This window comes from Bacillus cereus group sp. Bc010, assembly GCF_027716745.1.
Classification (GTDB): Bacteria; Bacillota; Bacilli; order Bacillales; family Bacillaceae_G; genus Bacillus_A; species Bacillus_A pacificus.
Genome location: NZ_JAQFUY010000013.1, coordinates 42,179 through 56,828, shown reverse-complemented (window position 1 = coordinate 56,828; position 14,650 = coordinate 42,179). Strand labels below are relative to the sequence as shown.

Below are 14,650 nucleotides of genomic sequence, written 5' to 3'. Positions count from 1 at the left end.
GAAGCTACGCTTCTCTTTTTTATATGAAATCTGTAGTTAACTTTTCTTTTAACTCTCCTACAGATAAAGGTTTCGCATAATAAAATCCTTGCACATAATCACAACCCATAGATTGTAATAAACTTTCTTGCTCTACTGTCTCTACCCCTTCAGCAACTACTGCTAAATGTAAGCTATGGGCAATTTCAATAACAGATTTTACAATCGTTCGCTCTGGCTGTGCATGATCATAATGAAATTCACGAATAAAATTACGATCAATTTTTACTATATCCAGCGGTAGTTGTTTTAAATAATATAAGGAAGAATAACCCGTTCCGAAATCATCTAAAGCAATTAAAATACCCATATTTCTTAATTCTTGTAATGTAGCAATAATATAATCAAAATGACGAACAGCAATGCTTTCCGTTATTTCTAAAATTAAACGATTCGGTGGAAATCCAGTTCTCTTTAAAATGCTACGTACAGATAAAATAAAACGCTTTTGCATTAATTGTTGTATGGATAAATTCACAGATAACTTTAGTCCTTCTTCGTACTCTGGCAATGTTTTAAACAAGCGACATGACTTTTCTAATACCCAGTCTCCTAATTTTATAATAAGTCCAGATTCTTCAGCTACTGGGATAAATTCGTCTGGCGAAATCGGTCCTTCTTCTGTTGAACAACGTGCTAAAGCTTCAATACCAGTATATTTCTTCGTTTTCAAATCAATAATAGGCTGCAACGCCACCTCTAACTCTTCATCACGAATTGCCTTTTGCAAAGCAAATTCAATTTTCATTCTACGATTTATTTTCGCACGTAACTCATCTGTAAAGAAGCACGCTGCATTTCTTCCCTGTTCTTTCGCACTATACATAGCTAAATCTGAATTCTTCAATAGAGTTTCTACATCTTGTCCATCTTGCGGATATGAGCACAGTCCTAGACTAGCTGAAATGTATACTTCATGACCTTCAAGTATAAATGGCGCCTGAAAGCATGACAACACGGATGTCGCTAGCTGCCTCATCTCATCTTGTGTATGATTTTTTGTTAACAACACAAATTCGTCGCCACCCAGCCTAGCCAGAACATCTTTCTCTCCTAGCACATAATGCAACCGTGAAGCAACTTCGCTTAAAAGTAAATCTCCTATCATATGACCTAGCGTATCGTTTACTAATTTAAAACGATCCAAATCAAAATAAATCATACCAAACTCTCTTTTATCTGCAATTAATTCGTTAACAGTCGTTATTAATTGTAGACGGTTCGGTAAACTCGTTAAAGCATCATGATACGCAAGCTCCCTATAACGACTTTCGCTTAACCGTAACCTCTGTTCTGCTTCTTTCCTACTACTAATATCATTTCGGATCGCAATAAATTGATAGGGCTCTCCTTTTTCATTTAAAAATGGAACAATTGTTGTTTTAACCCAATAATATGTACCATCTTTTGCTTGATTTCGAATCTCACCTCTCCATACTTTTCCGCTCAAAATACGCTTCCATAGCATTTGAAAAAATGTTTTCGGGTGATGTCCTGAATTTAAAATACGATGATCTTTCCCTATTAACTCTTCTCGTGTATATTTGGAGATTTCACAAAACTTATCATTTACATATGTAATAAGACCCTTTCGGTCTGTAATCGCAACAATTGAAGACTCATCTAATGCTAACTTTAAATCTCGCAATGAAGATTCATATAATGCATGACCTCTTTGTTCTAGCATGCGCATCTCTCCTTGCTTCCTATCTGACTAAAACACAACTTGTTTCTTTTCATAGAAATAGAGATATTTCATTTCCTAATAATCGCCCTTTACATACATCATGTTTTGAAATATGCCGATTAAAATAACATAATATTATTTGTAATAAAAAGCAATATAATACCGTTTCAATTATACGTAGTAGTTTCTTATAGCTAACTCTATACAACTCTTCAGGAACATATATATAAAGTGAAACTTTAATTAGTGGGGGGTGTTGATCTCCGCCTAACTTCTTTGCTTCCGCTGAATTTTGAGGTGGGGGTCTTACTGCCCGTTAATGCGTGATAAATTAAAATTATTATATATGTTTTTTGAATTATAATAACAAAATATTAACATATTTTCACCTTAATTTTGGAAGTATTTTATAAATAAATACCGTATTAAATAAAAAAAGAGGATAGCCTCTTTTTTTATTTAATACGGATATGGTGTTGGATATGAAACTGGATATGGCGCTGGATAAGTTACTGGGTACGGTGCTGGATAGTATCCTCCACCTGCTGCACCCGTTAATGCACCTGCTGTAAGCCCACCTAACACACCTCCAGCAAAACTTCCAGGGAAAAATCCACCGCCCCATGAGCCTCCACCCCAGCCCCATCCACCTCCGTGATGATGATGGTGGTAATCATGGTGATTGTGCCCTCCATGGTGGTGATGTCCCCCATTATGATGATGACCTCCATGATTATGACGATAATACAATCCGTTATTTTCTATATAATTCATGTTTTCCCTCTCCTTTTTCATGTTCTCATCTTAATAGGTATTGTATGAATAATACGGATCTTGTTGGTAACCTGTATAATAAGAATAATCCGAGTAATACGGATAACCATATCCACCATAACCAAACCCAGGGCTGAGTAAAGCACCTGCTACAAAACCTGGGAAGAACCCCCCACCAAAAAATGGTGAATGTCCAAAACCACCATGAAAACCACCGTGACCAAATCCTCCAATTGGACGCCCATACATTTTATTCACCCTCCTTTTCTCTTTAAAAACGTAACAATACACTGTATGTAGGACAAATGCGGAAAGTATGGGGAAATACCTACATTTTGTAAAAAACAGAAAACAATTTATAATAAAAATGTCACATTACATCCGCTATTTAGGAAGTCTATATTGAAGAAAGATTAGAGGAATTATATAGAAATGAAGAAACCTATTGTCCAATTACTATTAATATTTACAATTGTATCTATCGTTCTTTTCCTATTAAATACATCGTATATTTCGTTATATACATTTGTCGGCGTTCTCTGGTCCATCACAATTGTAGGAATTTCATTCGTTATTTTTATCGAAAATAGGTCTCCTCAAAGTACTTTAGCGTGGTTTTTAGTATTAGCACTTCTTCCCGTTGTAGGTGTACTTTTATACTCTATTTTCGGGCGTAGCCGTTGGAGAAGAAAAAAGCATCTCCATCGTTCAGAAGAACAAAGAAAATTATTCCGTGAAATATTAGAAGGAAGACGACTAGAGTTATCACTCAAAGTCCCATTAAGTGAACGCTCTACCCATTTAACAGAAGTTGTACAAAAATTTGGAGGCGGGCCTGCCGCAGATAGAACAACTACAAAACTTTTAACAAACGGAGATCAAACATTTTCAGAAATTTTGCAAGCTATCGAGCAAGCAAAACATCACATACATATTCAATACTATATTTATAAATCTGATGAGATTGGTACAAAAGTCCGGGATGCTTTAATAAACAAAGCAAAAGCTGGTGTTATTGTACGCTTCCTTTATGATGGATTAGGAAGTAATACGTTAAGAAGACGCTTTTTAAAACCTATGAAAGAAGCTGGGATTGAAATTGTTGAATTTGACCCTATTTTTTCAGCTTGGTTACTTGAAACAGTTAATTATCGTAACCACCGTAAAATCGTCATTGTCGATGGAGAAATTGGTTTTACTGGAGGACTTAATGTCGGTGATGAATATCTTGGCCGTTCAAAAAAGTTTCCCGTTTGGCGTGATAGTCATTTAAAAATCGAAGGAAAAGCGTTATATAAATTACAAGCAATTTTTCTAGAGGACTGGCTCTATGCATCTAGTGGTTTGAAAACCTATTCCTGGGATCAATTTATGAATAGACAATACTTCCCAGGTAAAGAAGTTTCAAGTTCAGAAGGTGCTGTGCAAATTGTAGCAAGCGGGCCAAGCTCAGATGATAAGAGCATTCGTAATACGTTATTAGCTATTATGGGCTCTGCAAAAAAATCTATTTGGATTGCTACACCATATTTTATTCCAGATCAAGAAACTTTAACATTATTACGTTTAAGTGCAATATCTGGCATAGATGTACGCATTTTATATCCTGGTAAAAGTGATAGTATTATTAGTGATCAAGCATCCCAATCCTACTTCACTCCACTTTTAAAAGCTGGCGCCTCCATCTATAGTTATAAAGATGGCTTTATGCATGCAAAACTTGTACTTGTTGATGATAAAATTGCAACAATCGGAACAGCAAATATGGATGTACGAAGCTTTGAATTGAATTACGAAATTATTAGCGTACTGTATGAATCAAAAACTGTTCATGATATTAAACGTGATTTTGAAGAAGACTTTAAGCATTCCACTGAAATTAAATGGAACGCTTTCCAAAAAAGAAGTATCAAAAAACGAATATTAGAGTCTTTTATGAGGCTCATTTCTCCTTTACTATAAGCAATCAATGTACAATTGATTGCTTTTTCTTTTATATTTGTCCCCTCCCCTTTTCTTTGCATACCATATTAAAACAAGTTATCATAAGATGTATTACTTTATGAAAATAATGTTAGGTGGGAAATACATGTTAGAACAATTTCATATACATGCTGATTTAAAACAGCAGCTTTCTACAATTCACGAAAAGAATAAGCAAAAAGCTGGTGAAAATGCACATTTAATCGGTACAAAAATATATAAAGCATCTGATAATAGCATTATCGAAGATGCTATTACAGCACTTCTTCTTGGCAAAAACATTCTATTAAAAGGACCAACTGGTAGTGGTAAAACAGTACTAGCTGAAACGCTTTCTTCTTTATTCCAAAAACCAATGCATAGCATTAACTGTTCTGTCGACCTAGATGTAGAAGGTATTTTAGGATACAACACACTACAAACGAAAGATGGCGCATCTGAAGTTGCTTTCGTTAACGGTCCTCTTATGAAAGCGATGAAGAACGGTCATTTCCTATATATTGATGAAATCAATATGGCAAAACCTGAAACGTTACCACTTCTTCACGGTGCATTAGATTACCGTAAAATGATTACAAACCCGTTTACACAAGAAGTTGTATACGGTGATGACGAATATCGCGTAATCGCTGCCATTAATGAAGGTTACGTTGGTACAAGTGAACTAAACGAAGCGTTAAAAAACCGTTTCGTTATTATTGAAGTTCCTTACATTCAAGGTGATACATTAAAAGAATTATTATTAGCAGAATCAAAATTAAACGATGTTACAACAATTGAAAAGTTCGTTGCATTTGCAAGCGATCTTATGCCTTTAGCTCGTGACGGCCGCGTAAGTGAAGAAGCAGCAAGTATTCGTGGCATTATCGATGCATGTGATTTAGGTGTATATATTCCTGTTATGCGTGCAATTGAACGTAGTATTATCGCAAAATTAAACGATGAAACAGAACAAATGACTGTCCGTGAATTAGCAGAAAGTTATTTCTTTGAGGGATAATTCATGAGACAAATTTTTAGTGACAAAAAAATTGATGCGTCGCTGTTTCTACAAATGGAAAACTTAATGTATGCCCTTCTCAAAGAAGATGATGCCTACCTTGAGTATGGCTATAAAGCATACTACGACGAAATTGAAAAAAAGGTTGTCATTAGTCACTTTTGGGATGATCGAAAAGAAGAGGATACAGTAATCGGATTAAAAAGCGAAGTGTTTTTAAAAGCACTTGGTAATAAACATTACTCGGACATGACTTTAATTCGTTCTTATGCGATTGAATTACAAGAATCACCCTTAAAAAAGTTTTTAACACAATTATTTGTTCTATTAGAAGATTTACGTGTTGAGGAAATCGTAAAAAACTTACGCCCTGGCACAAAGCATGTTTTTAAAAGAAGAAAAGAAATGTATCGCAATTACTTTAGCTCACAAAATAAAATCAATCGCGTTCGTAACTATCACGGTGATCGTCTATTTTGTCTATGCTATCTTTCATTAACGAGCGATAAATATGAAATGTTTAATAATGAATATTTCGAGCAAATTGAAGCTATTCTGCATGAAACATTCCAAGCTCGTAATACGGAAGATATTATGTATATCGTTGAGAAAATTCGCTATCGTTTAGAGGAGCTTCTTGAAAGTGATATGCTTAACAACTATTTCGGACATGCTCCGCTCTACTTATCTGTTATTGCAGATGAAAAAGACAGCCGTCCCGAAAAATTAGCAAATGATGATACACAAATCGTTGATGATGAGAATAAAAATAAAATGAATGAAAGCTTCTCTACATGGCACCGTGAAAATAAAAACAATGAAAATGAGAACTTTTTACGTTTTGAATTAGAAAGCGGAACAAAAACAAATATGATGGGTGATACTGCTCGCGAATCAGAAGATGGTGACCAAGCGCTTGGCTCTGTACAAGGTACTTCTCAAAAAAGTACACAATCCAACTTTGATGGTGCTGATACAGAGGAAGCAAGAGCCTCTCACGCTTCTAGTCAAAATGATGGTGCATACGGTAAGTATAATACTGGCGCTTCTCATACATTTAAAGAAGCACGCAAACCAAATCCTGACGAGAAAAAGGATTACCAAGCTATTAAATCAGTCGTTAATAAAGATGTAAAAGAATTAAAGAAAATTATCGAAAAAACGATTGAAAATAAAACGAATGCAAATAGTGATAAATATTACGGAAGACTTCGTAAGAAATTCCTTCGTATTTATACTGAAAAGCAGCCTCGCATGTTTTATAAAAAAGGGCAAGAATCACAAGAGCTCGACGTTGCATTCCAACTACTAGTGGACTGCTCTGGTTCTATGTATAACAAAATGGAAGAAACGAAAAAGAGTGTGGTCCTATTCCATGAAGCGTTGAAATCTTTAAAAATCCCGCACGCTATTAGCGGATTTTGGGAAGATGCTTCTAGTGCTAAACCTGAAGATAAACCGAACGTTATCCATGAAGTTGTAACGTATAAAAACTCAACGTTACCAAACGTTGGTCCCGAAATTATGCAGCTTCGCGAAGAAGAAGATAATCGCGACGGATATATTATTCGTATCGTTTCAGAAAAGCTTGCAAAAAGACCCGAAAAGCATAAATTCTTACTTGTCTTCACAGACGGTGAGCCTTCTGCTCTAGACTATCAACAAGACGGTATTTTAGATACGCACGAAGCTGTCAAACTTGCTCGCAAAAGCGGCATGGAAGTAATCGGTATTTTCATCGAAGAAGGCGAAGCGAAAGAAGCAACTTATCAATTAATGAAGAACATTTATAACCATCACTTCTTAGTTGCAAATCACGCTGAAGATTTACGTCTGAAGATTAAACCACTATTGAAAAAGTTATTACTGAAGACGATTGAATAAAAAAAACAGGAGCGTTGCGCTCCTGTTTTTTTCTTTCAATCACTTTGTTTCTGGCTGAAACTTGTATGGAATGGCTACTTCTAATAATGCCTCAAATCCACCATCGTAGAATGGGAATCGTTCATTTGCAATTGCTCTGTCCACCCACTCTATTGCAGAAATTTCTTCTTCATCTTCTGCAATAAGTTCACCTGTTACTACATTTGCTCGGAATGTAAATAATAGTGCATGATTCCCTGATTCTTCAAAGAATTTTTCATTGATCGCAACAAGTCCACCTGTCATAGCCGTTAAACCTGTCTCTTCTCTTACTTCCCTTACTAGAGCTTCCTCTAACGTTTCACCCTTTTCAACAGCCCCACCCGGCAATGACCAAATATTTTGTTCTACATTATGTACCATCAATATTTTATCTGTTTCTTCGTCATGTATTAGTGCATATACGACATCAACTCTTTGCATGTTGCTTTTCTCCTTCAATTAACTCATCCATTGTAAATAAGGAATGTAGCTGTAAACCATCTTCTAATAAGTTTTCTTTTCCCTCTTTCGTTCGTTCAATCACGCCTAGAACATGGTGGACTTTCGCACCTAATCCTCTTAAATCTTTCGTGCTTAATAATATTTGACCACCTGTCGTAATAACATCTTCAACAACACAAACATTTTTCCCAGCAATATCAACGCCTTCTGCTAACTTGCATGTACCGTACTTCTTCGCTTCTTTTCTTACAAATACAACTGGTATACCTGTTTGTAAAGATAATGCTGTTGCTACTGGAATTCCTCCCATCTCTAAACCTGCGAGCACTTCTGTCTCAGGAGGAATGAGCTCTTTCAATTGTTTAGCAATTTCTACTAGCAGTACTGGATTAGATTCAAATAAGTACTTATCAAAGTATTGATTTGATACTTGTCCTGATCGAAGTTTAAATGTTCCCGTTAAACGTGACGTATTGTAAATTTCCTTTGCTAACTCCCATTTCTCCATTCCCTGTCTCCCCTTTACACACAAATTAACTCATTCTATCACACTTGTAATTATTTGTATATTCCTAAAATACAAACAAAAAAGGTCGATTCCTAAGAATCGACCCTTCCTATTAATTCATCACTAACTCAGCTGTGAGCTTTTTTTTTAACTTAGCAAGCATGTCCGTTGTCATTTTGTCTAAATCGTATTCTGCTTTAAAGCCCCACTCTTTCATTGCTGCTGTTGCATCAATAGAGTTTGGCCAACTATCAGCGATTGTTTGACGAGCAGGATCTACAGCGTAATCCATCGTAAACGCCGGGATGTGTTTACGAATTGATGCTGCGATTTGCTCCGGCTCAAAGCTCATTGCTGTAATATTGAACGCGTTTCTATGCACAAGTTTACTTGGATCAGCTTCCATTAATGAAATGATCGCTTGTAAAGCATCTGGCATGTACATCATATCCATGTATGTTCCTTCTGCAATGTATGAGGTGTATGTGCCTTTTTTAATCGCCTCATAATAAATTTCAACTGCATAATCAGTTGTTCCCCCTCCTGGAGGAGCTACATAAGAAATTAAACCTGGGAAACGTACACCGCGCGTATCAACGCCAAATTTTTGATGATAATAATCACATAGTAATTCTCCTGCTACTTTGTTTACCCCATACATCGTAGTAGGACGCTGAATTGTATCTTGTGGCGTATTATCTTTCGGCGTTGATGGACCAAATGCACCGATAGAACTTGGCGTGAAGAATTTACAGTTTAATTCACGAGCTGCTTCTAATGCATTTACAAGTCCGCCCATATTCAAATTCCATGCAAATAATGGATTTTTTTCTGCTGTTGCTGAAAGTAAAGCTGCTAAATGAATAATTGTATCTACTTCATTACGCTTTGCGATATCATGTAGTTTTTGTCCATCTGTTACATCTAACGTTTCAAATGGACCAGATGTTACTACTTCACTATCTGTTTCACGAATATCTGTTGCAATAACATTTGATGCGCCGTATACATCACGAAGTTTCATTACTAGTTCAGAACCAATTTGCCCTAAAGAACCGGTTACTAGAATTTTTTTCATTTTCCCCACTCCTCATTTGCAAGCTATTCAAAAGATGTCTTTACTTAAATGATGCCCATTTCTTTCCCTACTTTTTCATACTTACGAATTGCCTCATCCAACATTTCTTTCGTATGAGCTGCTGTTGGCATATTACGAACGCGTCCTGTTCCTTTAGGTACAGTTGGGAACACGATAGATTTTGCATATACGCCCTCTTCATTTAGACGTTTACTAAATTCTTGTGTTAATACTTCGTCACCAATAATACAAGGTGTAATTGGCGTTTCACTTTCCCCGATGTTAAAGCCAAGTTCTTTTAACCCTTGTTTTAAATAGCGACCATTTTCCCATAAACGATCATGCAACTCTGTGCTTTCCATTAAGATTTCAATGGATCTCATGCAAGCTGCTGCATCAGCTGGTGTTAATGCTGTAGAGAATAAGAATGGACGTGAACGAACTTTTAACCAGTCAATTAAGTTTTGTTTCCCTGCTACATATCCACCAATTACCCCAATTGCTTTTGATAATGTACCAATTTGGAAATCAACTTTATCAGATAGACCGAAGTGCTTTACAGTTCCTGCACCTTTTCCAAGTACACCTGAACCGTGTGCATCATCTACATAGGTCATTAAGTCTAACTCTTCTGCAATTTCAACGATTTCTGGTAGTTTTGCAACATCTCCATCCATTGAGAAGACACCGTCTGTAATGACCATTAATTTATTGTAAAGACCTGATTCTTTCGCCGCGATTGCTTTTTGGCGTAAATCTTCCATATCAGAATGTTTATAAACGATAATTTTTGCTTTTGATAGACGACTACCATCGATAATAGAAGCATGGTTTAATTCGTCTGAAAGAATCGCATCATTTTTATCCATAACAGCTGAAATCGCTGCCATATTACAGTTAAATCCTGATTGGTAAGCGATTGCTGCTTCTGTATGTTTAAACTTTGCAATTGTTTCTTCTAATTTAATATGCAAATCTAAAGTACCGTTAATTGTACGAACCGCTCCTGCTCCAACGCCGTACTTATGAATTGCACCAATTGCTGCTTCTTGCAAACGGCTATCTGTTGCTAATCCAAGATAGTTGTTTGAAGATAAGTTAATATATTCTTTTCCGCCAATTGTAATGATTGGTCCATTTGAACTTTCAAGCGGATCAATTACGTTATAAAGCCCCTTTGATTTTAAATCCTCTAAATTTTCTTCTAAAAATTTTGCAAGTGTTTTACTAGACATCGTGAAGCCTCCCATCGTTCATGTAAGCGAATTATTGTCTTAATAGTTCTAATAATCCCTCTACTAACTTAACACGTTTTCAGAATTTATTATAGAAAAATAGTTTAAAGTAACCGCTTACAATTCTAGATTATATACGATTCATTACAAGAAATCTATCATTTACTTTTCATATTTGGTAGAATAAAAAAAATATGTAAGGGGGCTTCAATCATGGCATTTACTGAATCTGATGTATATAATAACGAAGCATTTTTTGAACAATATATGAAGCGAAGATATCGAGAAAATAGCCCAAATGAGTCACTTGAAAAACCAGCCTTCTTTCAACTCATTAGTGATGTTAAAGGAAAGCGAATTCTCGATTTAGGCTGCGGTGATGCTAAGTTCGGTGAGGAGTTATTAGAAAAAGGCTGCCACTCTTACACTGGTATTGAAGGCTCCGAACTTATGTATGAAAAAGCTAAAAAACAACTAGAAAACAAAAATGGCGCCGTTCATTTTTTAAACCTCAAAGACTACACATACCCTCCTTCTACTTTTGATTTAGTAACATCTAGACTCGCCTTACATTATATCGAACATCTTCCTATCATTTTTCAAAATGTGTACGAAACTTTAAAGACAAATGGAACCTTTACTTTTAGCGTTCAACACCCTATTATTACCTCTTCATTTGAAAGCTTGCAAACGAGCGGAAAAAGAACGAGTTGGCTCGTCGATGATTACTTTAAACTAGGCAAACGGGTTGAACCTTGGATTGATCAAGAAGTTATTAAATATCATCGTACAACGGAAGAATATTTTACACTATTACAACAAGCTGGATTTACAATTACGAATTTAAAAGAAGCTACACCAGATCAAACTTATTTTCAAAACGCGGAAGAATATGAACGTCGTTTACGTATCCCCCTCTTCCTCTTATTCTCTTGCCGAAAATAAAAAAGACGATGACCCTCTCATCGTCTTTTTCATTATCTCATTGCCTGAGCAACCTCTTTACGTACACGTCTTCCTTTTCCATGTGGGATACAAAGTGGCGTCCCAAATAATGGATCTGTACTGATTTGACATTCCATTCGGAATACATCACGTACTAGCTTCTCATCTACTACTTCTTCTGGCTTACCTTGTGCATATATTTGTTTATCTTGAATGGCTACAATATTGTCTGCATAACGGCAGGCTAAATTTAAATCGTGTAGTACCATAACAATTGTTCTTTGTTCTTTTTCATTTAATTCGAATAATAAATCTAGCACTTCAATTTGGTGAGTCATATCTAAATAGGTAGTAGGCTCATCCAATAAAATAATATCTGTATCTTGTGCAAGCGTCATTGCAATCCAAGCACGTTGTCGTTGTCCACCTGAAAGAGCATGCACATCACGCTCAGCAAATTCTGTCATCCCTGTTGCTGCAAGTGCCTTCTGTACCATTTCTTCGTCTTTTTCTGACCACTGTTTCAGCCATGTTTGATATGGATAACGCCCTTGTTTTACAAGTTGCAATACTGTAAGACCTTCTGGCGCTTGCGGTCCTTGCGGTAAAATTGCCATTTGACGGGCAATTTGCTTCGTTTGCATACTTTGAATCGCTTGATTATCTAACAAAATGTCACCAGTTGTTGGTTTTAACAATCTAGCTAGTGAACGTAATAAAGTTGATTTCCCGCAACCGTTAGAACCAATGAAGATTGTAATTTCGCCTTTTGGAATTTCTAAATTCAACTCATCAATAATAATTGTTTCACCATAAGACAACGTCAAACGTTTCGTCTCCAATGCTTTTTGCATATTCATCTCCCTTTATGAATTCCGACTTTTATAAAGTAAATAAATAAAATAAGGTGCACCAATTGCTGATGTAAATACCCCTGCTGGAATTTCAAGTGGGGTGAAAACTGTACGCCCAATTAAATCTGCAGCAAGTACTAAAATTGCACCAACAATCGCCGCAACTGGGAGTAATGCACCATATAAAGAACCAACTAGTCTTCGTGCAATATGAGGTGCCATTAAACCGACAAATCCAATTCCTCCAGCAAAGGCAACTGCTCCACCAATTAAAGCTGTACTAAGTAATAACATGAATACGCGTGACTTCGTTAAAGGAACACCAAGTCCTACCGCAATATCATCCCCTAGCTCTTGCGCATTTAAATGTCTAGCAGCTATAAATGATATTACCGTTAAAATGAGAACCCACGGCGCAAGTACCATGACATTTTGCCATGAAGAACCGTAAACAGTACCCGTAATCCATACATTCGCTTGACTTGCTTGATAAATTGGCGCTAATAACATAAACAAAGTCGTTGCCGCTTTCGTTAATGCCCAAAACCCAACACCAATTAAAACAAGACTAATCGGCGATAACCCGTCATTTCTCCATGCAAATAAATATACAAAAAGCGCTACAATTGTTGCCCCAACAAAGGCTGCTAGCGGCATATAATGAATGCTTACAGTTAGCGCATTATTTTTATCACTAAATATAGCTAAAAACAATACAACTGCAACACTTGCACCACCTGTAATCCCGATAATATCCGGAGAAGCAAGTGGATTTCGGACGAGGCCTTGTAAAATACATCCTGCGATCGCAAGTGCGATCCCTACAAGAATAGCAATTAAAATACGCGGCATACGAAACTTATTTACAACCATATTTGCCATCGCATCGCCATTTCCAGTGATCGCTTGCCATACATCATAAGGAGCAATTTTCATGTCTCCCATACCTGCACTCGCAAAAAATAATCCTATTAAAACAACTAGTAAACTGAATAAGACGAGACAAGCTCGTTTATACATTAAAAACGAGAGCCCGCCTTTTCCTATACGAAACGGAATATACTTCTTCATTTGCTAAGCCCTCTCTTACGTGCAATATAAATAAAGAACGGCGCACCAATAAATGCTGTCATAACTCCTACTGGTACTTCTTGTGGCATAATGACATATCTTGCTGCGATATCAGCTAAGATTAATAGTATTGCACCTAACAAGCCGCTATACGGCACTCTCCATCTATGATCTACTCCAACAAGAAATCTGGAAAAGTGCGGGGTAATGATTCCAATAAATCCAATTGGACCAGCAACGGCAACTGAACCACCAGACAACAGGACAATAATAAGTAACACGAATGATTTCATTAAAATCGTTCGTTGCCCAAGTCCCTTTGCAACGTCTTCCCCCATCATCAATGTATTTACTTTCCCTGCCATCATAATAGATGCAATCCAGCCTATTAATAAATACGGGAATACAGATTGTAAAATTTCTAACTTTCTTCCTTGCACAGATCCGGCAAGCCAAAATAATACTTCTTCAAGCGCCTTTTCATTTAAAACAAGTAATCCTTGTGTTAATGATGAAAATAACGCACTAATTGCGACCCCCGCTAATGTTAACTTAAGAGGTGTTGTCCCCTCTTTTCCTAAAGAACTAGAAGCAAATACAAGTACAGCTGCAACTGCTGCCCCTAAAAAGGAAATCCACGTGAAAGCTGATAGTGATGTCACGGAAAAAATAACAATTGCTACAACGATGAAGAAAGCAGCACCTGAATTTAATCCAATAAAATCTGGAGAAGCAAGTGGATTCTTCGTTAAAGTTTGCATAAGACAACCTGCAATGGCTAAACTAGCACCAACACTTGCTGCAATTAGTGCCCTTGGTAGACGCACATTTTGAATAATAATATGTTCATTGGAACCATTAAAATGAAAAAAAGCATCTAACGCTAATTTCCAGCTCGTATTTGTATATCCGAAAATAATACTTCCCCAAATACAAGTAATGACTGCAATGATCCCAACAAATAATCCAATCCATTTTGCTCGATTTGTTTTTAATAACATGTAGCGTTTCCCCTTCAATGTATAATGATACGTTGTAAGTGTATTTCAACTTAATTCTCATTGTCAACGGAAATGAGAATTATTTTCATTGACAATGAGGCCATGAAG

General features: G+C 36.4%; 14 protein-coding genes. 4 read left to right on the top strand and 10 right to left on the bottom strand.

Features of this window, described 5'->3' with window-relative positions:
* Positions 1-19: 19 nt before the first annotated feature.
* The 3 genes from PDQ68_RS15810 to PDQ68_RS15800 all read right to left on the bottom strand — a co-directional run bounded on the left by PDQ68_RS15810 (position 20) and on the right by PDQ68_RS15800 (position 2,749).
* Positions 20-1,726: a putative bifunctional diguanylate cyclase/phosphodiesterase gene (locus PDQ68_RS15810; RefSeq protein ID WP_016716448.1), complete on the bottom strand. Its 1,707-nt coding sequence runs from the start codon at positions 1,724-1,726 to the stop codon at positions 20-22.
* Positions 1,727-2,185: 459 nt separating this feature from the next.
* Positions 2,186-2,500 (bottom strand): hypothetical protein, encoded by a 315-nt coding sequence (locus tag PDQ68_RS15805; RefSeq protein WP_061183789.1) that lies wholly within the window; start codon positions 2,498-2,500, stop codon positions 2,186-2,188.
* A gap of 30 nt (positions 2,501-2,530) precedes the next feature.
* Entirely contained in the window at positions 2,531-2,749 is a 219-nt protein-coding gene (locus PDQ68_RS15800) for a hypothetical protein (RefSeq protein ID WP_000274348.1), read from the bottom strand.
* Between the two features lie 183 nt (positions 2,750-2,932).
* On the opposite strand from PDQ68_RS15800, the gene PDQ68_RS15795 reads away from it, so the two are divergent.
* The 3 genes from PDQ68_RS15795 to PDQ68_RS15785 all read left to right on the top strand — a co-directional run bounded on the left by PDQ68_RS15795 (position 2,933) and on the right by PDQ68_RS15785 (position 7,367).
* Positions 2,933-4,462: a cardiolipin synthase gene (locus PDQ68_RS15795; RefSeq protein WP_061183788.1), complete on the top strand. Its 1,530-nt coding sequence runs from the start codon at positions 2,933-2,935 to the stop codon at positions 4,460-4,462.
* 127 nt (positions 4,463-4,589) lie between these two features.
* On the top strand, positions 4,590-5,483 hold the full coding sequence (locus PDQ68_RS15790; RefSeq protein ID WP_016716445.1) for an ATP-binding protein: 894 nt from the start codon (positions 4,590-4,592) through the stop codon (positions 5,481-5,483).
* 3 nt (positions 5,484-5,486) lie between these two features.
* Positions 5,487-7,367: a vWA domain-containing protein gene (locus PDQ68_RS15785; protein WP_061183787.1), complete on the top strand. Its 1,881-nt coding sequence runs from the start codon at positions 5,487-5,489 to the stop codon at positions 7,365-7,367.
* 39 nt (positions 7,368-7,406) lie between these two features.
* Here the strand turns inward: PDQ68_RS15785 and PDQ68_RS15780 are convergent, their stop codons facing one another.
* The 4 genes from PDQ68_RS15780 to PDQ68_RS15765 form a co-directional block, all read right to left on the bottom strand.
* On the bottom strand, positions 7,407-7,829 hold the full coding sequence (locus PDQ68_RS15780; RefSeq protein ID WP_001189933.1) for an NUDIX hydrolase: 423 nt from the start codon (positions 7,827-7,829) through the stop codon (positions 7,407-7,409).
* Positions 7,816-8,358, bottom strand: coding sequence for an orotate phosphoribosyltransferase (gene pyrE, locus PDQ68_RS15775; protein WP_000417034.1), 543 nt, complete (start codon positions 8,356-8,358; stop codon positions 7,816-7,818). Before pyrE ends, PDQ68_RS15780 begins: the two co-directional genes overlap by 14 nt.
* Before the next feature lie 112 nt (positions 8,359-8,470).
* Positions 8,471-9,436: an L-threonine 3-dehydrogenase gene (locus PDQ68_RS15770; RefSeq protein ID WP_000723136.1), complete on the bottom strand. Its 966-nt coding sequence runs from the start codon at positions 9,434-9,436 to the stop codon at positions 8,471-8,473.
* A gap of 44 nt (positions 9,437-9,480) precedes the next feature.
* Positions 9,481-10,671, bottom strand: coding sequence for a glycine C-acetyltransferase (locus tag PDQ68_RS15765; protein WP_000095907.1), 1,191 nt, complete (start codon positions 10,669-10,671; stop codon positions 9,481-9,483).
* A gap of 213 nt (positions 10,672-10,884) precedes the next feature.
* Here PDQ68_RS15765 and PDQ68_RS15760 point away from each other — a divergent pair, with 213 nt between their 5' ends.
* Positions 10,885-11,616, top strand: a complete 732-nt coding sequence (locus tag PDQ68_RS15760) for a class I SAM-dependent DNA methyltransferase (RefSeq protein WP_016716441.1) — start codon at positions 10,885-10,887, stop codon at positions 11,614-11,616.
* 32 nt (positions 11,617-11,648) lie between these two features.
* On the opposite strand, the gene PDQ68_RS15755 is transcribed toward PDQ68_RS15760, so the two are convergent.
* The 3 genes from PDQ68_RS15755 to PDQ68_RS15745 are packed head-to-tail and all read right to left on the bottom strand — an operon-like array spanning position 11,649 to position 14,542.
* Positions 11,649-12,470, bottom strand: a complete 822-nt coding sequence (locus PDQ68_RS15755) for an ABC transporter ATP-binding protein (protein WP_001167956.1) — start codon at positions 12,468-12,470, stop codon at positions 11,649-11,651.
* 12 nt (positions 12,471-12,482) lie between these two features.
* Positions 12,483-13,541 (bottom strand): FecCD family ABC transporter permease, encoded by a 1,059-nt coding sequence (locus PDQ68_RS15750; protein ID WP_016716440.1) that lies wholly within the window; start codon positions 13,539-13,541, stop codon positions 12,483-12,485.
* Positions 13,538-14,542, bottom strand: coding sequence for a FecCD family ABC transporter permease (locus PDQ68_RS15745; RefSeq protein WP_016716439.1), 1,005 nt, complete (start codon positions 14,540-14,542; stop codon positions 13,538-13,540). The genes PDQ68_RS15750 and PDQ68_RS15745 overlap by 4 nt, the downstream gene beginning before the upstream one ends.
* Between the last annotated feature and the right edge of the window lie 108 nt (positions 14,543-14,650).

Bases quoted from the DNA above. Each gene is read 5' to 3' on its own strand.
- PDQ68_RS15810 (WP_016716448.1), bottom strand. From the start codon at position 1,726: ATGCTAGAACAAAGAGGTCATGCATTATATGAATCTTCATTGCGAGAT.
- PDQ68_RS15805 (WP_061183789.1), bottom strand. From the start codon at position 2,500: ATGAATTATATAGAAAATAACGGATTGTATTATCGTCATAATCATGGA.
- PDQ68_RS15800 (WP_000274348.1), bottom strand. From the start codon at position 2,749: ATGTATGGGCGTCCAATTGGAGGATTTGGTCACGGTGGTTTTCATGGT.
- PDQ68_RS15795 (WP_061183788.1), top strand. From the start codon at position 2,933: ATGAAGAAACCTATTGTCCAATTACTATTAATATTTACAATTGTATCT.
- PDQ68_RS15790 (WP_016716445.1), top strand. From the start codon at position 4,590: ATGTTAGAACAATTTCATATACATGCTGATTTAAAACAGCAGCTTTCT.
- PDQ68_RS15785 (WP_061183787.1), top strand. From the start codon at position 5,487: ATGAGACAAATTTTTAGTGACAAAAAAATTGATGCGTCGCTGTTTCTA.
- PDQ68_RS15780 (WP_001189933.1), bottom strand. From the start codon at position 7,829: ATGCAAAGAGTTGATGTCGTATATGCACTAATACATGACGAAGAAACA.
- pyrE (WP_000417034.1), bottom strand. From the start codon at position 8,358: ATGGAGAAATGGGAGTTAGCAAAGGAAATTTACAATACGTCACGTTTA.
- PDQ68_RS15770 (WP_000723136.1), bottom strand. From the start codon at position 9,436: ATGAAAAAAATTCTAGTAACCGGTTCTTTAGGGCAAATTGGTTCTGAA.
- PDQ68_RS15765 (WP_000095907.1), bottom strand. From the start codon at position 10,671: ATGTCTAGTAAAACACTTGCAAAATTTTTAGAAGAAAATTTAGAGGAT.
- PDQ68_RS15760 (WP_016716441.1), top strand. From the start codon at position 10,885: ATGGCATTTACTGAATCTGATGTATATAATAACGAAGCATTTTTTGAA.
- PDQ68_RS15755 (WP_001167956.1), bottom strand. From the start codon at position 12,470: ATGCAAAAAGCATTGGAGACGAAACGTTTGACGTTGTCTTATGGTGAA.
- PDQ68_RS15750 (WP_016716440.1), bottom strand. From the start codon at position 13,541: ATGAAGAAGTATATTCCGTTTCGTATAGGAAAAGGCGGGCTCTCGTTT.
- PDQ68_RS15745 (WP_016716439.1), bottom strand. From the start codon at position 14,542: ATGTTATTAAAAACAAATCGAGCAAAATGGATTGGATTATTTGTTGGG.